This is a genomic window from Paenibacillus sp. Soil724D2, from assembly GCF_001427935.1.
Classification (GTDB): Bacteria; Bacillota; Bacilli; order Paenibacillales; family NBRC-103111; genus Paenibacillus_E.
The window spans coordinates 99,411-120,310 of the sequence record NZ_LMRY01000008.1; the positions used below are offsets into that span (position 1 = coordinate 99,411).

General features: G+C 44.2%; 23 protein-coding genes. 15 read left to right on the forward strand and 8 right to left on the reverse strand.

What is annotated here, in order from left to right; genetic code table 11:
• Positions 1–17 precede the first annotated feature (17 nt).
• From ASG85_RS10740 to ASG85_RS10750, 3 genes are all read left to right on the forward strand, one after another.
• Positions 18–521: a GNAT family N-acetyltransferase gene (locus ASG85_RS10740; RefSeq protein WP_060646188.1), complete on the forward strand. Its 504-nt coding sequence runs from the start codon at positions 18–20 to the stop codon at positions 519–521.
• Between the two features lie 115 nt (positions 522–636).
• Entirely contained in the window at positions 637–1,422 is a 786-nt protein-coding gene (locus ASG85_RS10745) for a sugar phosphate isomerase/epimerase family protein (protein ID WP_060646189.1), read from the forward strand.
• A gap of 105 nt (positions 1,423–1,527) precedes the next feature.
• Complete coding sequence (locus ASG85_RS10750) at positions 1,528–2,322, forward strand: TIGR00266 family protein (protein ID WP_060646190.1); 795 nt, start codon at positions 1,528–1,530, stop codon at positions 2,320–2,322.
• A gap of 80 nt (positions 2,323–2,402) precedes the next feature.
• Here the strand turns inward: ASG85_RS10750 and ASG85_RS10755 are convergent, their stop codons facing one another.
• From ASG85_RS10755 to cysT, 4 genes are read right to left on the reverse strand one after another with little or no spacing between them, the layout of a single operon-like run.
• Complete coding sequence (locus tag ASG85_RS10755; protein ID WP_060646191.1) at positions 2,403–3,515, reverse strand: sulfate ABC transporter substrate-binding protein; 1,113 nt, start codon at positions 3,513–3,515, stop codon at positions 2,403–2,405.
• Positions 3,516–3,550: 35 nt separating this feature from the next.
• Positions 3,551–4,636, reverse strand: a complete 1,086-nt coding sequence (locus tag ASG85_RS10760; RefSeq protein ID WP_057302408.1) for an ABC transporter ATP-binding protein — start codon at positions 4,634–4,636, stop codon at positions 3,551–3,553.
• 14 nt (positions 4,637–4,650) lie between these two features.
• Complete coding sequence (locus tag ASG85_RS10765) at positions 4,651–5,457, reverse strand: sulfate ABC transporter permease subunit (protein ID WP_060646192.1); 807 nt, start codon at positions 5,455–5,457, stop codon at positions 4,651–4,653.
• A complete protein-coding gene (gene cysT / locus ASG85_RS10770) occupies positions 5,454–6,260 on the reverse strand; it encodes a sulfate ABC transporter permease subunit CysT (protein WP_235549181.1) in 807 nt (268 codons plus the stop codon). Before cysT ends, ASG85_RS10765 begins: the two co-directional genes overlap by 4 nt.
• Positions 6,261–6,764: 504 nt before the next feature.
• On the opposite strand from cysT, the gene ASG85_RS10775 reads away from it, so the two are divergent.
• The 9 genes from ASG85_RS10775 (at position 6,765) to ASG85_RS10815 (ending at position 14,197) form a co-directional block, all read left to right on the forward strand.
• Positions 6,765–7,556, forward strand: a complete 792-nt coding sequence (locus ASG85_RS10775; RefSeq protein ID WP_060646193.1) for an ABC transporter permease subunit — start codon at positions 6,765–6,767, stop codon at positions 7,554–7,556.
• Between the two features lie 16 nt (positions 7,557–7,572).
• Positions 7,573–8,343, forward strand: a complete 771-nt coding sequence (locus ASG85_RS10780) for an ATP-binding cassette domain-containing protein (protein WP_060646194.1) — start codon at positions 7,573–7,575, stop codon at positions 8,341–8,343.
• Positions 8,344–8,378: 35 nt separating this feature from the next.
• Positions 8,379–9,989, forward strand: coding sequence for an FAD-dependent oxidoreductase (locus tag ASG85_RS10785; RefSeq protein WP_060646195.1), 1,611 nt, complete (start codon positions 8,379–8,381; stop codon positions 9,987–9,989).
• Positions 9,989–10,327: a 4Fe-4S binding protein gene (locus tag ASG85_RS10790; RefSeq protein WP_057302414.1), complete on the forward strand. Its 339-nt coding sequence runs from the start codon at positions 9,989–9,991 to the stop codon at positions 10,325–10,327. The genes ASG85_RS10785 and ASG85_RS10790 overlap by 1 nt, the downstream gene beginning before the upstream one ends.
• A gap of 46 nt (positions 10,328–10,373) precedes the next feature.
• Positions 10,374–11,396 (forward strand): ABC transporter substrate-binding protein, encoded by a 1,023-nt coding sequence (locus ASG85_RS10795; RefSeq protein WP_057302415.1) that lies wholly within the window; start codon positions 10,374–10,376, stop codon positions 11,394–11,396.
• Between the two features lie 22 nt (positions 11,397–11,418).
• Complete coding sequence (locus ASG85_RS10800) at positions 11,419–11,826, forward strand: DUF4395 domain-containing protein (RefSeq protein WP_057302416.1); 408 nt, start codon at positions 11,419–11,421, stop codon at positions 11,824–11,826.
• A 228-nt stretch (positions 11,827–12,054) separates the two neighbouring features.
• Positions 12,055–12,885: an alpha/beta hydrolase family protein gene (locus tag ASG85_RS10805; RefSeq protein ID WP_060646196.1), complete on the forward strand. Its 831-nt coding sequence runs from the start codon at positions 12,055–12,057 to the stop codon at positions 12,883–12,885.
• A 19-nt stretch (positions 12,886–12,904) separates the two neighbouring features.
• The gene (locus tag ASG85_RS10810) at positions 12,905–13,114 is read left to right on the forward strand and encodes a YezD family protein (RefSeq protein WP_057302418.1); all 210 of its coding nucleotides are present in this window, start codon (positions 12,905–12,907) and stop codon (positions 13,112–13,114) included.
• A 132-nt stretch (positions 13,115–13,246) separates the two neighbouring features.
• The gene (locus tag ASG85_RS10815; protein ID WP_060646197.1) at positions 13,247–14,197 is read left to right on the forward strand and encodes an alpha/beta fold hydrolase; all 951 of its coding nucleotides are present in this window, start codon (positions 13,247–13,249) and stop codon (positions 14,195–14,197) included.
• Positions 14,198–14,294: 97 nt separating this feature from the next.
• Here the strand turns inward: ASG85_RS10815 and ASG85_RS10820 are convergent, their stop codons facing one another.
• Positions 14,295–14,717, reverse strand: a complete 423-nt coding sequence (locus ASG85_RS10820; RefSeq protein ID WP_060646198.1) for an ester cyclase — start codon at positions 14,715–14,717, stop codon at positions 14,295–14,297.
• A 193-nt stretch (positions 14,718–14,910) separates the two neighbouring features.
• On the opposite strand from ASG85_RS10820, the gene ASG85_RS39075 reads away from it, so the two are divergent.
• Complete coding sequence (locus ASG85_RS39075) at positions 14,911–15,285, forward strand: heparan-alpha-glucosaminide N-acetyltransferase domain-containing protein (protein ID WP_060646199.1); 375 nt, start codon at positions 14,911–14,913, stop codon at positions 15,283–15,285.
• A gap of 12 nt (positions 15,286–15,297) precedes the next feature.
• A complete protein-coding gene (locus ASG85_RS39080; protein ID WP_060646200.1) occupies positions 15,298–15,489 on the forward strand; it encodes a DUF418 domain-containing protein in 192 nt (63 codons plus the stop codon).
• Positions 15,490–15,552: 63 nt separating this feature from the next.
• On the opposite strand, the gene ASG85_RS10835 is transcribed toward ASG85_RS39080, so the two are convergent.
• Genes ASG85_RS10835 through ASG85_RS10845 form a run of 3 tightly spaced genes read right to left on the reverse strand, consistent with a single transcriptional unit; the run spans position 15,553 to position 17,949 of the window.
• Entirely contained in the window at positions 15,553–16,539 is a 987-nt protein-coding gene (locus ASG85_RS10835) for an electron transfer flavoprotein subunit alpha/FixB family protein (RefSeq protein ID WP_060646201.1), read from the reverse strand.
• Between the two features lie 19 nt (positions 16,540–16,558).
• Positions 16,559–17,323, reverse strand: a complete 765-nt coding sequence (locus ASG85_RS10840; protein WP_060646202.1) for an electron transfer flavoprotein subunit beta/FixA family protein — start codon at positions 17,321–17,323, stop codon at positions 16,559–16,561.
• Positions 17,324–17,361: 38 nt separating this feature from the next.
• Positions 17,362–17,949, reverse strand: a complete 588-nt coding sequence (locus tag ASG85_RS10845; RefSeq protein ID WP_057302424.1) for a TetR/AcrR family transcriptional regulator — start codon at positions 17,947–17,949, stop codon at positions 17,362–17,364.
• Between the two features lie 899 nt (positions 17,950–18,848).
• Here ASG85_RS10845 and ASG85_RS10850 point away from each other — a divergent pair.
• Positions 18,849–20,882 (forward strand): (Fe-S)-binding protein, encoded by a 2,034-nt coding sequence (locus ASG85_RS10850; protein WP_060646203.1) that lies wholly within the window; start codon positions 18,849–18,851, stop codon positions 20,880–20,882.
• The last annotated feature ends 18 nt before the right edge of the window (positions 20,883–20,900 follow it).

The following is a 20,900-nucleotide window of genomic DNA, read 5'->3' on the forward strand; positions in this document are numbered from 1 at the left end:
GAAAGGAACTAAATATCATGATCAGATTGTGTGATTACCAAGATAAAGAAGTTATCTATCAAATTATCAATGATGCAGCTCAAGCATACGAAGGAGTTATTCCTTCTGATATGTATCATGAACCATACATGACTATGGAAGAATTAATTCATGAAATGAATGAAGGAGTTGTATTTTGGGGGCTAGAGGAAAACAATGAATTACTTGGAGTCATGGGAATACAAGATAAAGGGGAAGTATCATTAATCAGACATGCTTATGTTAAAACGAGTCAACGTAAAGGTGGTATAGGGACCCAGCTTCTGTATCATTTAATTAGTTTAACAGATAAACCAATATTAATCGGGACTTGGGCATCGGCTGAATGGGCAATTCATTTTTATCTAAAGAATGGATTTAAGTTAATTTCACATAAAGAGAAGCGGGAATTACTACATAGATTTTGGAATGTATCTGAAAGACAAATCGAGACATCGGTAGTTCTAAGTGATAGTAAATGGAATTATAGTGAGTCATCGTAATGAAAGTCTAGTAACACTGTTACCCCGATACGGGCATACGCCTCCTTGTCTACCGAGGCATTCCGAGGAAGTGAACCAGGGAGATTACCAAACAAGGAAAAGGAGGTAGTCCAAAATGAAACTAGGAATGCCAACTTTAATAGAATTTAAAACACTTGAACAGAATGTTGACCTATGTAAAGAATTAGGTCTTGATTTCATTGAACTAAATATGAATCTTCCGATATGTCTGCCCGAGAATTTAAGCTATCAGGAAATAAGGCAAATGAAGAACGAATATGGCATCGAATTTACAGTTCATTTACCAGAAGAAATTGATTTATCATCGTTTCATCCTTCAATAAGGCTGGGACATTTACAGAGATGTAAGGAAACAATTGAATGGGCTGGTAGGGCAGGGATACAAACTCTGAATATGCATTTAAATAATGGCATTTACTTTACGCTACCCCATGAGAGGATGTGGATTAATGAACAATACGAATCTGAATTTAATAAATTACTCTTTGAATCATATTCTCAACTCTACCAGCTTGCTGATTCTTTAGATGTTATTTTGTCAATTGAAAATACATGTAACTTTCATATTCCATTCATCAGTAGGGCTCTTGAGATGCTAAGGAAGTTCGAAAACTTTTCTCTCACATGGGATGTAGGACATGATGCTAAAGTTCACTTTAAGGAAGAGACTGTATTCCGCGAATATACGGATCGTATTAAGCATATGCATCTCCATGATTGCGATGATAAATCAGACCATCAGCCCTTATATAGCGGTTATGTCCCGATTAATGATCGACTTCATTTTGCCGAAAATTATGGTTTGTCCGTTGTGATTGAAGTGAAGACTAGTACATCTTTAAAGGAATCAGCAGAACAAATCAAGAAAAATTATAAGTGAAGAGGTATCCTGAAACCAACCCTCAAATACATCGTATAACATCTAAAATGGCTTAACTTATGTTGTCAATTTCCTTATGGAAAACAAATAGGAGGTAAGTAGGTAATGAACGCACATGAGATTGATTATCGTATTTTAGGAAATGAAATGCAGTATGTGGAAATTGAGTTGGATCCGGGTGAAAGTGTCGTAGCAGAAGCCGGTAGCATGATGATGATGGATCAAAACATCCAGATGGAGACTGTCTTTGGAGACGGCAGCAGTGATAATAAAGGGTTCATGGGCAAGCTGCTTGGTGCTGGTAAACGATTATTAACGGGTGAAAGTTTATTCATGACGGTTTTTACGAATCACAGTTCGCACGGGAAAGAACAGGTTAATTTTGCTGCACCGTATCCTGGGAAAATCATAGCGATGGATTTACAAGATCTCGGTGGTAAGTTGATTTGTCAAAAGGATTCCTTCCTATGCGCAGCGAAAGGTGTTTCGGTAGGCATTGCTTTTCAGCGTAAGCTAGGGGCTGGTTTCTTCGGTGGCGAGGGCTTTATCATGCAGAAGATTGAAGGTGACGGTTTGGCTTTTGTTCATGCAGGTGGGTCCATCTGTGAACGTGTCCTTCGTCCAGGAGAAATGCTTCGAGTGGATACGGGGTGTCTCGTGGCTATGACACAAGAGGTTGATTATGATATTGAGATGGTCAAAGGCGTTAAAACGGCGTTATTCGGCGGTGAAGGCTTATTCTTCGCTACGTTACGCGGACCTGGTCGCGTCTGGATTCAATCCTTGCCGTTCAGCAGGCTGGCGGACCGTATGGCTTCAGCATCAAGAGCGGGAGGAAGGAAAGAAGAGGGAAGTATCCTAGGTGGTCTTGGTAATTTGCTTGATGGAGATGGAAGATAAGGAACGCTCAAATGACGTATAATAATTAAGAAAGCCCGGAAGCGAATTGTACCATTCGCACCGGGCTTTTTCCTATATTCTTACTTGGCTCCACCTTCTGCAAGGATGGTTTCCCAGATTGCGCCTTTGCCATAAAGCTCTTTGTTCACTTTATCCCAACCGCCGAGGTATTCAATGTTGAATAAGCCAGCAGGCGTAGTATAGTTTTTCTCGTATTTCTTAGCAACCTCAGGTAGAACGGAACGGAAGCCCTTTTCTGCGAATACGGTTTGTGCTTCAGGTGTATATAAGAAGTCTAGGAACGCTTGCGCTACTTCACGATTACCATGTTTGTCTACGTATTTATCAATAAGGGCAACTGGATTCTCAATGGATGTTGTGTATTGTGGAATGACTTCTACATACTTTTTACCGGATTGAATACGAGCTAGAAGCTCATTTTCATAAGTTACGATCGCATCGCCAACACCTTTATCGAAGGTAGTAAGGGAATCTGCTCCACTTTTATCCAATACTTTGATGTTTTTGTATACTTTACTTACAAGATCTTTGGCTGCGGCAGGGTCTTTTTTGCCTGCAGCTTCGGAAGCTTTCAGGCCTGCGCCGTAGATGGCATTAATATCCCATTTGGCTCCGCCGGAAGTGCTCGGATTAGGAATCAGAACTTCAACACCCGGTTTCGTTAAATCAGCCCAGTCTTTAATTCCTTTGGGATTACCTTCACGAACACCAATTGCTGCAATTGAAGCTGTGATATTACCTTTGTAAGGATTGCTTTTCCAGTCGTGCGTAATTAAACCTTTTTCAGCGATCTTTTGAATATCACCTTCCAAAGACAGTGGAGCGATATCAGCCTCAAAACCTTGGATAATGGCAGTAGCTTGCGCACCAGAAGCCACATAAGATTCTTGGAATTCAACAGTTTGACCTGTTTTCTTTTTCCATTGATCTTTAAATTTTGGAATAATGAGATCGAAGGATTCTTTGACGACCGAATAAGCTCCAAGTGTAATTGTCACTTTGCCGCCTTCAGCTTTTGGAGCAGCGCTTACAGCGGCTGTAGCTGCAGCCGTTGTCGCAGCAGATGGAGCAGGTGAGCTTGCAGACTTTGTCCCTGATCCGCAAGCTGTTAGGGCGATACTTGCTGTGAATAGTGTTGCTGTGATTAAGCCAAGCGTTTTGAAATTTTTCATGGTTTACAACTCCCCTTCTAATGTATACACAATTTTTATATAAAAACAGGCAGTGGATCTTGTTTAGCCTGATTCTCAATTAACTTATTATCGGTTTTCGTAAATACGGAGATATGATGGATGAGGATATTTACCTCATCTCCAGGTTGATAAATCTTTTCCTTCACGGACTGATAAGCAAATAGCTTGATAGCCCCTGTATCAATTTCCAAATACCAGGAATCTCCACGGAAATGAGCATGTGTTACTTTCCCTTTTTCCCCAGCTGTAGCGAGATGAGACACGTCATGGGGGCGAACTTCAATGGATTCAGGTCGAATCAACACGTTCACATCAGGAAGCCATTTACCATCATTCTGCAATTCTTCTAAGTAAGGAAACCCGATTAGTGGGGTATATTGTGAAATGATGTTGGATTCTCCAATAAATGAGGCCACAAAAGAGGAAGCAGGCTTCGTGTAAATCTCCCAAGGACTTCCTTGCTGCTCAATTTTTCCGCCTTGAACAAGAATGATTTCGTCCGCAACCTCAATGGCTTCATCCTGATCATGAGTGACGAACAGGGTTGTTACTTTAAATTCATCGATGAGGTTTCTGAGCCAAACGCGCAGCTCTTTACGAATTTTAGCATCAATGGCTGCAAAAGGTTCATCAAGCAAGAGCAGTTGAGGTTCAGGTGCTAATGCTCTTGCAAAGGCAACCCGTTGGCGTTGACCGCCAGAGAGTTGATGAGGGTATTTACGCTCACTACCGGCAAGCCCCATCAAACCTAGTAGGTAAGTAACGCGATCTTGAATGAAATCCTTTGGCTTTTTCAGAACCTTTAAGCCATAGGCGACATTTTCAAATACGGTCATATGCTTGAAAAGGGCATAGCTTTGAAACACGAACCCAATTCCTCTTTCTTGAACCGGAAGATGAGTCGCCAGTTTCCCGTCGAAGTAAATATCGCCAGAGGTTGGGCTTTCTAATCCCGATAACATGCGAAGAATGGACGTTTTACCGCCTCCGCTTGGCCCGATCAAACCTACCAGATGACCTTTTGTAATGCTGAAATTAACGTCCTTGATGGCATGGAACTGCCCGAAATGTTTATTTAAATTTTTGACTTCGATATGCATGCTGGGGCTCCTCCTTAATGGCTTCTCAATTTTTCACTTCTTCTTTTCAACCATTCAAGTGCTAATAAAATAGAAATCGATATGAGACCTAGGACGAAAGCAACGCTGTTCGCTGCCACGAGGTGGAATTGTTCGGCATCTTGATAAACAAGGGTTGTAGCTGTTTGCGTTTGATTAATGATATTGCCAGACACGACTAGGATTGATCCAAACTCACCAAGTGCTCTTGCAATCGTGAGAATGAGACCATATAGCACGCCCCAACGAATACCTGGCCATGTAATTTGAATGAATGTACGCCAGGCGCCAGCTCCTAAAGTAGCGGAAGCTTCTTCCGACTGTGTACCAATCTCTTCAAGTAAAGGCACCACTTCACGTACCATCAGAGGGAATGTAATGAACATCGTTGCTAAGACCATGCCGGGCACAGCATAGACAATTTTCATATTATGATCTTCCATGAAGGTGCCAAACGTCGTATTTGGACCGAAAATCAAAATAACCATTAAACCAACAATGATTGGAGATACAGCAAATGGTAGATCAATAAGTGCATTGATGACAGGCTTCAACCAGCGAGAGATCCAAGAACCTCTGACAATTTCTAAGGAAACGTAAATGCCGACAATGGCATTAAGTATGGTTACAATCACTACTATAATTAAAGAAATTTTCATGGCATGCAGGGCTTCAGGTCGTACAAGAGCATCGAAAAAAGCTTGCGGGCCTTCTTCAAAAGCACCAAAGGTAATACCAAGAAAAGGCAACATAATAAGTAAGAAAATAACGAGAAACGAAATACTGATCAATACTTTTCTCATGCTAGGCGCCCCTTTCCGCGTGTCAGTACATTGATGATCCAGAGAATAAGGACGGACAATGTAAGGAGCACGAGAGAGATAGCGGCGGCGCCTTCGGGATTAAAATTCTGTGTTTCACCATATATATAGACCGATGCTACCATCGTTTTACCGGGCAAATTGCCTGATATAAGGGAGATGGCTCCAAATTCGGCAAGTGATCGAGAAAAGGCGAGCATGCTGCCGGCGATGATACCTGGGAAAATGGCTGGGAACACGATTCTACAGAAGGTATAAAATCTACCCGCACCAAGCGTAAAGCTGGCTTGTTCTTCTGCTGGATCGATTTGTTCAAGCAAGGGTTGAACAGTTCGAATAACAAAAGGAAAGGTAACAAATACAAGGCCAATAACGATAGCAGTTTGATTATAAAGCAGCTTAATTCCCAAATGATCGAGCCAGACACCTAGTGGACTTGAAGGTCCTAATAGGGTTAGGAACATTAAACCAGCTACTGAAGTCGGAAGCGAGAAGGGAAGATCTACCATGCTGTTTAAAATGCTTTTGCCGCGGAAGGTATAACGGACGAGGACATAAGCAATGATGGTACCCACAATCGCTTGAATAATAGTTGAGACAACGCTGAGCTTAATGGTTAGAACGATGGACTTCCAGGCTAATGGTCCTGTAACCTCTTTCCAAAATGGATCCCATCCCAATGAAAATCCCTTCAAATAGATGGAACCTATTGGGATGACAAGAAGTACAATCAAATAGCCGATAAGCACAGATCGAACCGTAGCTTTAAAAACCTTATTTCCCACATTACACCACCTAATTTTATTAATCATAGCTATTTACTCGGAATAATAAATTGACTATACCAACGATCGTTCTAATTTGTCAATACGCCTAAACTCATTTTTATGCAAGAAAGCTGAAAAATTTTTCTAACAAGCAAATTCACAAGGAATATGACATGATATGCAGTACTAAAATACAGTTTTTGCAAACGATTTTCTGACGTTAAAAGACAAGCTTATTAATGAAGGAATATTTCAATAGAAATAAACGTTGGCTGAAAATAACTATTTCTTAATGAAATAGTCTTTTAGAATGTAGAAAAAACTCATTGACGAAGCCTAAAACTGGTGATAGTATAGGAAACATATTAAAACCAAGTAATCGGGTATGAATTATTTAATTAAAAAAAGAGTCGACCAGATGACTGGAGACTCCCATTCTTGCTTAGCATTTTGAGGCATGAATCGGGAGTCTTTTCCGTTTTCTAACGCCACTTTACTTTATGCGAAGAAAGAGGGATTCACATGCTAGCTAATCGCACTTCATCATTAAAGGAATCTAAGTTTTGGCAGCCTTGGGTTATACCGATCCTCATTTTGCTTCTCTGGCAAGTTCTTGGATTATCTGGGTGGTTATCTGAGCGCATTCTGCCTACGCCTTGGGAGGTTTTAACTGCTTTATACGGTGTAATTAAAGATGGAACTATTTTCGAATATGTAGCAGTTAGTACGAAGCGGGCTTTTCTTGGGTTCCTGATTGGCGGGAGCATTGCATTCGTCATTGGTTTGCTAAATGGGGTATTCCCAATAGCCGAACGATATATGGATTCTTCTGTCCAAATGGTTCGAACCATTCCCCACCTAGCGATGATTCCTCTCGTTATTATGTGGTTTGGTATAGGTGAGACATCAAAGCTGTTCCTCGTTTCATTGGGAGTTGCTTTCCCCATATACCTCAATACGTTTCATGGGATTCGATCCGTCGATCCAGGTTTAGTAGAAATGGGTAAAGTGTATGGCCTTAAAGGGTTTGCATTATTTGCAAAAGTGATTTTACCAGGGGCATTAGCGAACATTTTACTTGGCATCCGATTTTCTTTAGGCATCATGTGGCTTAGTTTAATTGTAGCCGAAACGATAGCTGCGGATTCCGGGATTGGTTATATGGCAACGCATGCTAGAGAATTTATGCAAATGGATGTTGTTGTATTATGTGTGATCTTGTACGCCTTATTAGGGAAATTATCTGATTTAATAGCCAAGTATTTTGAAAATCGTTGGTTGAAGTGGCATCACAACTACTTGAATAAAGCCTAGAGAAGGGGGAAGAGTCATGAGCGTGAAAAGCGGAGGCACTCAGCTGCACATTCGGAATGTAAGCAAAGCATTTGGTCAAACACATGTGTTATCTGGGATTGATTTATCGATTAAACAGGGAGAATTTGTAGCGATAGTAGGTCGCAGTGGTTGTGGTAAAAGTACGTTGCTTCGTTTAATTGCAGGACTCGATGAAGCTTCAAGCGGTGCCATCTTATTAGATGCCCAAGCGATTAATGGAATTCACGAAGATACGAGGGTACTGTTTCAGGAGCACAGGCTGCTGCCGTGGAAAAAAAATATCGATAACGTGCGGATTGGGGTTAAATCCGGAGACAAAGAAGTTGCCTTTCGAGCACTTCAGCAAGTTGGGCTTGAACATAAACGGGATGATTGGCCTGCTGTTCTCTCCGGTGGCCAAAGGCAGCGAGTAGCTTTGGCAAGAGCTTTGGCGGGTAATCCGCGATTACTGCTTTTAGATGAACCGTTAGGTGCTTTGGATGCTTTAACTCGGATTGAAATGCAGCAGCTTATTGAGCAGCTATGGTTGGAGAAGCAATTCACTGTCCTGTTGGTCACACATGATGTTAGTGAAGCTGTAGCTTTAGCTGACAGGGTCATCATTATCGAAGATGGGAAAATAGGTCTGGATTTAAAGATCTCGCTTTCTAGACCTAGAGAGCATGATAGTGGATTCGCTTATTATGAGAAGACCATTTTGGATAGGCTTCTTGTGAAGCAATCGTATGAGCAGGTAAGAATTGCGGCAGATGCCTTCTCGATTTAACGAATAGAAGAACGAAAATAAAGGAGGACATAGGAATGAATCAATTTGATTTGCAGTTCCAAGCGGATGTACTAATTATTGGTGGGGGACCTTCTGGCGCATGGGCAGCCATCACAGCGGCGAAAGAAGGAGCGAAAGTCATTCTGGTCGATAAAGGATATTGCGGAACGAGCGGTGCTACGGCACCATCTGGCACAGGCTTATGGTACGTGAATCCCAATGCGGATGAGCGTGAAGAAGCTATGAAGAGTAGAGAAGCACTTGGCGGTTACTTAGCTGATCGCGGTTGGATGAAGAAAGTCCTAGACCAAACGTATACCAATACGAATCAAATTGCTGCTTGGGGATATCCATTCCCGCTCGACGAAGCAGGCACTTCGCATCGGAAGAGCTTGCAAGGACCTGAATACATGAAGCTGATGCGCAAGCAAGTGCAGAAAGCGGGAGTCCGCATCCTGGACCACAGTCCAGCGCTTGAATTGCTAGCAGATGAGCATGGTGTGGCAGGGGCAACAGGGGTGAACAACCAAACGAATGATACGTGGCGTGTAGATGCGGCCTCAGTCGTGATTGCAACGGGCGGATGTGCTTTCCTTAGTAAGGCTCTGGGGACGAATGTTTTGACAGGTGATGGATACTTGCTCGCGGCTGAAGCGGGAGCTAACTTATCAGGCATGGAATTCTCAACCGCGTATTCGTTAGCACCGGCCTTTTCTCCTGTAACGAAGTCTGCCTTCTATACGTGGGCAACATTTTACTATGAAGATGGCAGCGTAATAGAAGGTGCGGGCTCGCAAAAAGGGCGTTCGGTGATTGCTCGTACGCTGCTGACGCAGCAAGTGTTCGCAAGAATCGATAAGGCAGATGATATCGTCAAAAAAGCGATGCGTCAGGCGCAGCCTAACTTCTTTCTATCATTCGATCGCCTAGGCATCGACCCTTTCACGCAAAAGTTTCCTGTCACACTACGGTTTGAAGGGACTGTTAGAGGCACTGGCGGTATCCATATCATTGACGAAACGTGTGCAACAGAAGTGCCTGGTCTTTATGCAGCAGGAGATGCAGCGACAAGAGAGCTAATCTGCGGTGGATTTACCGGCGGTGGAAGCCACAACGCAGCTTGGGCTATGTCCTCGGGCTATTTCTCAGGTGAAGCTTCGGCTAAATATGCGCTGAAACTAGGCGCAGGAGCTTCAAATAGGAAGGCTAAAGGATTATCCGAGGCTACAGGTGTACCTAAACAAGCAACGACAAGATCCGATGCACCTGATACGCAAGAAATTATCAAAGCGGTTCAAGCCGAAGTGTTTCCGTATGACCGCAATTGGTTCCGCACAGGAGAAGGTTTACAAGATTCGCTGGGACGCTTGAATCATCTCTGGCATGAGCTGAAGCAGGGCATTCAAGCTAGTGATGGGAATGTTGTTCGAGTTCGTGAAGCAGCTGCTATGACGGCAACAGCGAGATGGATGTACACCAGTGGTTTGGAGCGAAAGGAAACACGCGGCATGCATCGCCGGGAGGATTTCCCGCGAGTTGATCAAGACCAGCAGTACCGCATCATTAGCGGCGGTTTGGATACAACATGGGCAAAGCCATTGATTGAGCAATCCTTTTTAAGCGTCAAAAAGGAGGTTGTTGTGTAATGATTGAACTGCTCAGTAAGGATCGCTGCATTAGCTGCAATCAGTGTGTATCCGTATGCCCAACGAATGTATTCGAATCCGTAGCAGGAGAAATTCCGGTCATCGCCAGACAATCGGACTGCCAAAGCTGCTTCATGTGTGAGTTATACTGCCCAACGGATGCTCTTTACGTTTCTCCGGTTGCGGAACAAACGATAGCAGTCGACGAAGGGGAGTTAGTTCAAGAAGGTTTATTAGGAAGCTACAAAGAGAACATAGGCTGGGGGAAAGGCAGAGAATCGACAGCCTCCTCAGACGGTTCCTATATCATTTTCCAACGTATGCGTGCATCGCATTAATTCGCTTATTATCATTCCACATGACTATCAGGGGGTCCAAAGACATATGACACAGAGATCATTGAAATTTCTCAGTTCTGCTCTTATTTTAACTTTATTTACAGTATTTTTAGCGGCTTGCGGTGCAAATTCGACGAAAACAACGGCTCCCGCAGCAACGACGACAGCAGCATCAGAAGCAAAAATTACACTGCCTGAAACACTTCGTATCGGTTTTATTTCAGCGAACAACAATAAGACCATTACAGGACCGGAAGGCTGGGCGCAATCCAAAGGTTACTTGGAAAGCGAACTCAAAAAATACGGCGTTAAGGAGTTCAAATATTTCAACTTTCCGAATGGTCCTAACTTGAATGAGGCGATTACCGCGGGAACGCTGGATGTTGGCATTTATGGGGATACTCCCGCAATTAATGGGAAAGCTGCAGGTCTGAAGACGCGTTTGATTAATCAAACGCAAATCAATATGAATGCTTGGCTGGTAGCTAAAGCAGACGGTCCGAAGACCTTAGCTGATCTCAAAGGTAAAAAGGTCGCTACTTCCCAGGGCTCCTATATGAGTCGATATCTAACTAGCTTGCTTAAGGAGCAAGGGCTTGATAAAGACGTGAAGATCCTGCATTTATTACCTGCTGATGGCGAAGCTGCGCTATCCCGCGGTGACATTGCAGCCTATGCCTATCCAACTGGATTCGGGCCATTACTTCTGAAAAAAGGATATGTTGCTATTGATGAAGCGGCGAAACATCCGGTTCTACAAGGCTCAAGTCTAACGGTAGTTACGGAAGACTATCTGGCTAAAAACCCTCAATTTCCTAAACTTTGGAATGATCTTCGCACAAAAGCAGTGAAGGAAATTCGTGAGAACAGTGAAGAGTTTTTCAAATTCTATGCGGAAGCATCCGGCTATCCAGTGGACGTTGTGAAAGCCTCCTTTAAGATCGAGCAGTGGCCTGTTGAATCAAGCACACCGGATGGGTTAAAGCTAATAGAAGAAACGAAGAAATTTCTTGTGGAGCAAGGTTTGGCGAAGAAAGATTTTGTTATAACGGACTGGTTAGTGAAATAGGATTGACCAAGGAGGGATGAGGGTGAAAGAAGTTCCAATTTCCTATGTAAAGGCCAATCAAACGGGTATTGTTGTCTTTGTCTTGCTAGCATTTGCGTTTCAATGGACTTGGCTAGTTGCCTTGCTTTGGCTGATTCAATTGCTTGGCCTAGTAAGTGGTGGGAAATGGAATCTGTTCGTAGCGGTGTCTAAAGGGTTTCTATCTCGAAGCGGTATTGAAACACAAGCCGCAGAGTTGACAAGGTTTAACAATACTTTGGCTGTATTATTTCTTACTTTATCACTTGCATCTTTTGCCATCGGTTGGAGTATGGTGGGATATATCTTTACTGGCTTTTTACTCTTAGCTGCAGGTGCAGGCTTGCTGGGCTATTGTATCGGATGTACGATTTATTATCAGTATAAGCAATTCATCCTCAGACGAGAGTGAAGTGCGGTTAATGAAAGGTAAATATGGAAAGACTCTCACTAGAGCAAGGTGGGAGTCTTTTCTATCCACATAATAAAGTAAATAACTCAAATTAGGGCCAATTATAATTGCTGAGAATATGTTAAAAATAGGATTGACACCTCTAGTAGGTGATGCTAATATTGGTTTATACCTAATTCATACTAAACTTATCGGAATTATATGCGAATGCGAAAGGGAGTTAACATCATGGAGCATGCTATCACAATTCAAAGCGACGACGTCGAATTGGCCGCAACGTTACATTACCCGACAAATCAAACAGGAGCCGCGCAAGTTGATTGTCAACGTTGGCCGCTAATCATCATCTGTCATGGGTTTATTGGCAGCCGGATAGGGGTGGATCGTCTATTTGTGAAAGCAGCTCGTGATTTTAGCTCGAAAGGATACTTGGTTCTCCGTTTCGATTACGGTGGTTGCGGTGAGAGTACTGGCGACTATGGAGCTGGCGGGCTGGATGTTCTGATTGAACAAACGCGAAGTGTTATTGATTATGCATCAACGATTGATTGTGTAGATCTCAGTCGTGTGATCTTGGTGGGTCATAGCTTAGGCGGTGCGGCTGCAGTTCTAACGGCAGCGAGAGATAATCGCGTGAAAACACTCGTGCTATGGTCAGCTGTCGCTCATCCGCACAATGATATTGTAAGAATTGTAAGCAAATCTGAATACGAGAAACTTCCGTTAGGTGGAGCGATCGATCATCATGGTTATGTATTGACAAGCCAATTTTTTGATTCTTTATCACAGCATCAGCCGTTTGAACAACTGCGTAAATTTAACGGCGATGTCCTCGTTATTCACGGTACTGCGGACGATATCATACCAGTCGATTATGCGCCATTATACCAGAAGATGTTCTGGATGCGATCAGAGGGCCAATGCGAACTCGAGCTTGTCTATCAAGCAGATCATACTTATTCAACAACAGGTTCTGCGAATGAACTTTTTGAGAAAACAGGGAACTGGTTAACCTTTATTCAGAAGCAGAAAAGAGAATGGAACGATTGGACAATTTAATGGAATCGGAGGCAAGAGAATGGCGAAACCACTAGAGTTAGATGATGTTTGGGTGGATAGAATTAAACAAATGTTAAACGGGTTGGAATACGGTTCCGTTCAAATCGTCGTACATGATGGAAAAATTGCTCAAATCGATAAAACAGAGAGGAAACGATTCGACGCGTCATCTCAACCGCAATCCCAACTGCAAGCAGTAAAGTCAGTCAAACAAACGAGTAAAGGTTAGCAAATAACGGTTAAGTATATAAGTGATTTACAAGCCCTCTTTCTTCGGAAAGGGGGCTGTTTTCATGAAGCGGAAGCCGTATAATGATGAAGAACAGTTTGGAGCGAAATGGAAAGTTTATGGGGGGATCTTATGCAGAAGCAGCACTTTATATGGAAAGACTTTCAGCAGATTAATAACTATGTCTATGAATGGCTGCCTGATGAGACCACTGAAATAAAAGCAATTGTTCAAATTGCACATGGCATGTCCGAAACGGCCTTTAGGTACGAGAGGCTTGCTGCTTTATTAACGAGTCAAGGTTTTGCTGTCTATGCGAACGATCATTTGGGGCATGGACGAACAGCAGGTTCACCTGAAGCTGTAGGTAAATTTGGCAAAGATTGCTTTCATGGCATGGTTGAAAATATGGGAGAGATCACAAGTGAGATCCGTAAAAGGTATCCCAATCATATTCCTATATTTGTGATGGGCCATAGTATGGGCTCGTTCTTAACACAGCATTACATGGTATCGTATATTAAAGAACATCCCGACAACGTTCAAGGTATCATTCTTTCAGGTACAAATGGCAAACAGGGTGCAGCTTTACATGCAGCAATCGCTATTGCAACAACAGAAGCAGCTATTCGTGGAGATCATCACCGGAGTAAGCTTGTTACATCTCTTTCATTTGGAGCTTTTAATAAAAAATTCGCACCGAACCGAACGCCATTCGATTGGTTAAGTAATGATGCAGGCGAAGTTGATAAGTATGTAGAAGATCCATATTGCGGAGTTACGTTTACATCGGGTTATTTCAGAGATTTCTTTAGAGGACTAAAGGAAATTCATCAAGCTAAGCATGTCCATCAAATCCGTAAAGATTTGCCTATATACGTATTTTCAGGTGAAGATGATCCGGTTGGTGGAGGTAAAGGGGTGCGCAGGCTGCTTAGCATGTATGAGGAACTTGGGCTTAAAAACGTTAGCAGCAAGCTCTATCCCCGCGGCAGACATGAAATGTTGAATGAAGTGAATCGGGATGAAGTCATGGATGACATCGCAGCATGGCTGAATGAGCAGGTTGCATCTAGGGGTTAAAATCATGAAGTGAATAGAAGAGAGAAGGCTGCTCCTCTTTGTAGAGAAATCTATGATTGAGGGGCAGCTTTTGCTTTTAAGTGAGTAATAAGGGGACTTATGCGTTTCTTTGGAGCTGCAGGCGAATGCCTTCGCGATCGATTTGAATCCAGTATTCTACGATTCGTTCGTTTTCGATGCGATATACGGCGCTAGCGATCTCAATGATGGTTTGGCCAGTTGGCGGGAAGCCGTCGACTTCTCCGATGTGAGTGCCGGTCTGTTTCCAGCGTACGTAAACACGATCATCCTGTGCAATAAGTTCTTGTACCTCCAGGTGGAAATCACCGTAGGCTGCGATCATTTCCCTAACGTGGTCAGCATAATTGGCTGGTGTTCGGCGGACGGTAGTTTCGTTTTCTGCGGTCATTTGATGAGCAAGCACCTGCTCGGCCATGTAGAGATTAGCTGTATCAGGCGCAAAACCTGAGCGAACTTTTTCAAAAAATTGGTGTACGATTGCTGATGGTAACGTGGTCATAGGGCACCTCTTCACAAAATTGATTCTATCCATATATTGTACATGAAAACGAAACTCCATTGATCAATTTCAGAGAGATTTTCGTATTTTTACTTTGAAATAAATATAAATTGCCTAATTAGAAACTTGCTTTTGATTACGATCGATTGTGGCAATACAGTGTGGAGCAAGTGTGGAATGGGGAGATAAAAACGTGAGTGGAGAACGAATAACTGGGCTTGACTTGGCGAGAGCAATTTCCATATTGGGAATGATTTTTGTCAATTATAAAATCGCAATGGGGGCAGAGGGCAGTGGCCCAGCATGGTTATCTTGGTTCGCTAGTTTATTCGAGGGAAGGGCATCTGCCGTTTTCGTAGTGTTAGCAGGGATTGGGTTTACGATTATGACACGAAAGGCAAGAGTAGGAGATCTAGGATTATTGCGCAAGCAAAGAGTTATCGTCTGGAAAAGATCGTTATACCTAATTTTCTTAGGTTGTCTATTGATCCTTTTTGGATGGAGCGCTGACATTTTGCATTATTATGCTTTGTTTTTGTTTAGCCTCTTTTCTGATACGCGCCACTAAGGGCGGATGACCTTGACACATTATGTCATGCATGTCGTTGTGGGGCTAGGTATTCATGAAATATTCGGTATTCTCGAAAATGGTTCTTTAATCTTCTCGATGCTGTATGCTGTGGCCTATTTTGTTGCCGCACTTGTATTCTCTCTAATCTGGAGACGTACATTTAAGCGTGGTCCTTTGGAATTGGTGATGCGGAAGTTCTAGAATAGAAAAAACAGCCTGGTTGCAGATCTTAAATGATCCGTAATCAGGCTGTTTTCGTAGCTGTTACTGGAGCAAACGGCGGAATTCCTCGGTCAGCAGCGGCACGACCTCGAACAGATCGCCGACGATGCCGTAGTCGGCGACTTTAAAGATCGGCGCCTCAGCATCTTTGTTAATCGCGATGATGACGCGCGAGGAGCTCATCCCGGCAAGATGCTGGATGGCGCCGCTAATGCCGCACGCGATGTAGATCTCAGGCGTCACGACCTTGCCGGTCTGGCCGATTTGCATCGCGTACTCGCAGTAGCCCGCGTCGCAGGCTCCGCGGGAAGCCCCAACAGCGCCGCCTAAGACGGCAGCCAGCTCTTCGAGCGGCTGGAAGCCATCGGCGCTGCGCACGCCCCGTCCGCCGGAGACAACGATCTTGGCTTCTGCCAAGTCGATGGTGCCGGACGTTTTCTTGACGACCTCCCGGATGATGCTGCGCAGGGAGGGAGCGGGGTAAGCCACATCGATGACCGATGCTTGACGACTCAAAGTGTCAGGCTCGGATGCTGCGATGTTGTTCGGTCTTATCGTGACGACCCATGTGCCATCCGGGTCGGTAAACGCTTTCTTTTCGACGGCTTTGCCAGCATAAAGCGGTCGCGTGAACTGCACGCTATCTCCGTTGCGGGAGATAGCCGTTACGTCAGAGAGCTGGCCAGCTGCGAGCTTCGCCGCGGCCAGCGGTGCGAGATCTCGGCCAGCTGCCGTGTGGCCGAAGTAGAGCGCGCCTGGCTGGGCGATATCCGTGACAGCCAGCAAAGCGCTCAAATAGGCTTCCGAGCTGTAGCTCTCCAGCTGGTTGTCTTCGACAACATAGATGGTGTCTGCGCCATAAGCCGCAAGCTCACCAGCGAGCGCTTTGCTTCCTGCGCCGCCAATCAATACTGCGGCGATGGCATCACCATCAGCAGCGGAAAGCTGTGAAGCGCGTAACGCTTCAAAGGATACCTGTCGCAGCTTGCCGCCGCGTGCTTCTGCAACAACGAGAAATGTTTTGCTCATAAATGTAGCCTCCCCTTATTTAGATCACTTTGGATTCGCTGCGTAACGCTTGCACGAGTTCGGTAACTTGCTGCGGGAGGTCGCCCTTTAGAATACGGCCTGCCTTACGCTCAGGTGGTAGGGTCAATTCCGTGCGCTCTGTTTTGGCGACTGCAGAATCAGCGCCATTAATATCATCAAGCGACAAGTGCTGGAATGGTTTTTTCTTTGCTTTCATAATCCCAGGAAGCGAAGGATAGCGCGGCTCGTTCAAGCCTTGCTGTGCCGTGAACAGAGCAGGGAGAGGTACCTCGATCACTTCGATATCGCCTTCTGCATCGCGGTGGGCAACTGCTTTTCCTCCGGAAATTTCCAATTTCGTTATAGAGGCAACGTGAGGTAAGCCTAGGAGGGAAGAAAGTCGGATAGCGACTTGCCCAGCCCCATTGTCGACGGAGAAATTACCGCCTAATAGAAGATCGACAGACTGTCCGCGCAAATAGTTGGCCAAAATTTCAGCGACTTCGAACTCATCTCCCTTAATGCGCTCATCGGAGATAAGAACGGCTTCATCAGCCCCCATCGCGAGAGCAGTACGTAGAGCTTCAGCGGTACGTACGGGACCAACGGAGAGCAGGGTGACTTTGCCGCCTAGCTCATCTCGGATTTGAATCGCTTGCTCAACCGCATATTCATCGTAAGGATTGATGACGAACTTTACGCCATCCTCTTGAACGGCCCCGTTATGCAGGACGATTTTTTCCTCCGTATCAAACGTTTGCTTCAACAATACAAAAATGTCCATAGTCAAGCTCCTTCCTGAATATACATGTTATACAGACGTTAAGACTCGATGCCTTTCATGAAAAAATCAATGGTAGGTCCAACTTGAGCGGTTAACGAATACTTTTGCCCAGAAATAAGCCAAGAAGTAACGACTTCATCCATACCGCCAAAAATGAGAAGCCTCACAAGCTTCACTTCAAAATCCGGACGGAAACTGCCGTCTTTCTTACCTTTTTCTAATATATTTTCAATGAGGATAATATATCTCTTTAGTGCAAGACCAATCTCTTTGCGAAGCTCGAGATCACTCTGTCTAAGCTCAATTTGGGTGAGGTAAGCAAGATGAATATTCCCTTCCAGTACACTGAAATGAATCTCACATACTTTGTGCAGCGCTTCTCTAGCTGTCATTTGGTCGTTCAACCCATTATTGAGCTTCTCTACAAGCTCGCCTAATTTCTCTTGAAACAGGCTGGTCAAAATATCCTCCTTTTTCTTGAAATAAAGGTAGATGGTGCCATCGGCTACTCCAGCTTCCTTGGCGATTCGGGATACTTGGGATTTGTGAAAGCCATGCTCAGCAAACACTTTCAGAGCGCCTTCGAGAATTGCGTAATACTTGTCTGGTTTTTTGCCACTTGTCAAGGAGATCACCTCGGTGTTAGAATACAAATATCGGTGAATGAATACTCATTCATTTTCGTAGTTTCATCATAAAATACGCAGTACGCCTTGTCAACGACTTATTCAGCTTATTAAAGCAAGTAGGAAGGTTTGCCGGCTTACACTTCACAAAGAAGCAGTTTTCAACTCTGGAAATAGGGTCAAATGGAACTTGCTTTTTTACGATGTTTGAATGTAAGCGGTTACTTTATTGTGGGGTTCCGAGTTCAGTAGAGGGTGGGGCGATGTTATGGCTCATTATTGTTGGATTCGAGCAGGATGTCTTGGCTAGCTTGGAATAAGAGTCCATAAAGACTCCTATATCTGTAGAAAACAATGTAAATGAGGAAATAGCAGTCTCCAGAGGCTCTTATTTATCAGGTTTTCGAGCAAAATGGTGAGATTCGTTCGGAATAAGAGTCCCTAGAGACTCCTATATCTGTAGAAGGCAATGAAAATGAGGGAATAGCAGTCTCTAAAGGCTCTTATTTATGTGAATGACGAGCAAAATGGTGTGATTCAAGTGGAATAAGAGTCGCTAGAGACTCCTATATCTGTAGAAAACATTGAAAATGATGAAATAGCAGTCGTTAGAGGCTCTTATTATCTGGATTTCGAACAAATTTGTGTGATTAAAGTGGAATAAGAGTCCCTTGAGACTCCTAAATCCAAGGAAGGCAATGGAAATAAGGAAATAGCAGTCCCCAAAGGCTCTTATTATCTGGTGATCGCTCAAAACAATCGAGTTTGCAGGGATATTAGATGGAGTAGTAGGGGACTTGCTTGGCCCATTCTTACGAGATCTCACGAAGTCTTACGAAAAAGCAGAAGATGCTAAAGAAGAAAGTTTCGCTAAAGCAAAACGCTAGGGAGGGTCCTCAATGACCGGTTCACTCATTCAGTTTTTATTATTTCTGGCGGTTACGGGGTTTGCGGTGTATTTGTTTGTACGTGTGGTGTATCACCGATATTTATACATTAGGCTTGGCAAGTCCGTGAATTTGAAAAAGGAAGCGAAAGCAAGGCTGAAGGAGTTTGCGATTCAGGTATTTGGCCAGACCAAGCTGTTGAAGGATAAGAAGAGCGGGATTATGCACATTGTGATCTTTTATGGATTCATTATTTTGCAGCTTGGGGCGCTGGATCTCATTCTGAAGGGATTAATTGGCCATGGGTTACCAATACCAGGTTACGATTATTTCACATTGATGCAGGAAGTGACGGTAGCGCTGATTCTTCTGGCCATGGGATATGCGACCTATCGACGTTATGTAGAAAAGTTAAAACGGCTGAAACGCGGTTGGAAGCCTAGTATCGTTATATTCTTCATTTTTTTCTTGATGCTATCTGTTGTCGTTAGCGGTGGGTTTGAACGGGTAAAGGAAGGGATGGAGACATCCGCATTTGCACCTATTTCATCTCTGTTCGCAGCAGCCTTTAGCGGTATGTCGCATACAGCGGCAACGGTTGGTTTCTATATAAGCTGGTGGATGCATCTGCTGATCCTACTTTCATTTCTGATCTATGTGCCGCAGTCGAAGCATTTTCACATTATTACAGCACCAATCAATATCTTGCTTCGCCGCACTGAGCCTATTGGTAAACTGGCTTCACTGGATTTGGAGGATGAAGAGGCGGAGTCGTTCGGTGTAGGCAAAATCGAGGATTTCACGCAGAAGCAGATGCTTGATTTCTACTCCTGTGTGGAATGTGGGCGCTGCACGAATGTTTGTCCCGCGAATACGACAGGGAAGATGCTATCGCCTATGCATTTGATTACAAAGCTTCGTGATCATTTGACGGAAAAAGGCGCAGCCATCACCTCGAAATCACCATGGGTGCCAGCTTTTGCTTTCTCTAGTCCAAGTACCCATAACCCGCTTGAAGTTGAGCTCATTGGCGGCGTTATAACAGAAGAAGAGCTGTGGGCTTGCACAACCTGCCGCAATTGTGAAGATCAATGTCCTGTAGGGAATGAGCATGTGGATAAGATTATAGATCTGCGTCGACATCTTGTACTGACTCAAGGCAGTATGCCTCACGATGGTCAACGTGCCTTACAAAACATCGAAAGACAAGGAAATCCTTGGGGCATTAGCCGGAATGATCGCGTGAAATGGGTTAAGGAAGTAGATCCGGATGATGAACTCGGTGTTCGTACGGTGAAGGAAAACCCGGAATTCGAGTATTTGTTTTTCTTGGGTTCCATGGGAGCCTACGATAACCGCAGCCGCAAGATCACGCATTCTTTTGTGAAATTGATGAAGGAAGCCGGAGTCTCCTTTGCCATTTTGGGCAATGAGGAGAAGAATTCCGGAGACACACCTCGCCGTATGGGCAATGAATTTTTATTCCAACAGCTGTGTGCGGACAATATTGCGACTTTTCAAAAGTATAAGGTTCAGAAAATCGTAACGACTTGCCCGCATACGTATCATACATTCAAAAATGAATATCCCGAATTTGGCCTTTCGGCAGACGTTTTCCATCACACCGAGCTGTTGGATCTGTGGGTGAAAGAGGGGCGTCTAAAGCCGCAACATGAAGTTAGAGAGCGTATTACGTACCACGATTCTTGCTACCTAGGCCGCTACAACGAAGTGTATGAGGAGCCGCGCAATGTACTGCGAGCAATTCCAGGGGTTGAGTTGGTTGAGCAAGGTCGTTCTCGCGAGAACAGTATGTGCTGCGGTGCAGGAGGCGGCATGATGTGGATGGAAGAAACCGCAGGTACACGCGTTAATGTAGCGCGAACTGAACAGCTTTTGAGTGTGAAGCCCACTGTAATCAGTTCTGCCTGTCCTTATTGCTTAACGATGGTGGAGGATGGAACGAAGCTGAAGGAGGTCGAGGAGCAGGTTAAAGCGCGAGATATCGCTGAAATTCTTGCCTTGTCTGTGTTTGGAACGTCTTAGGATAAACGACTTCTTTGC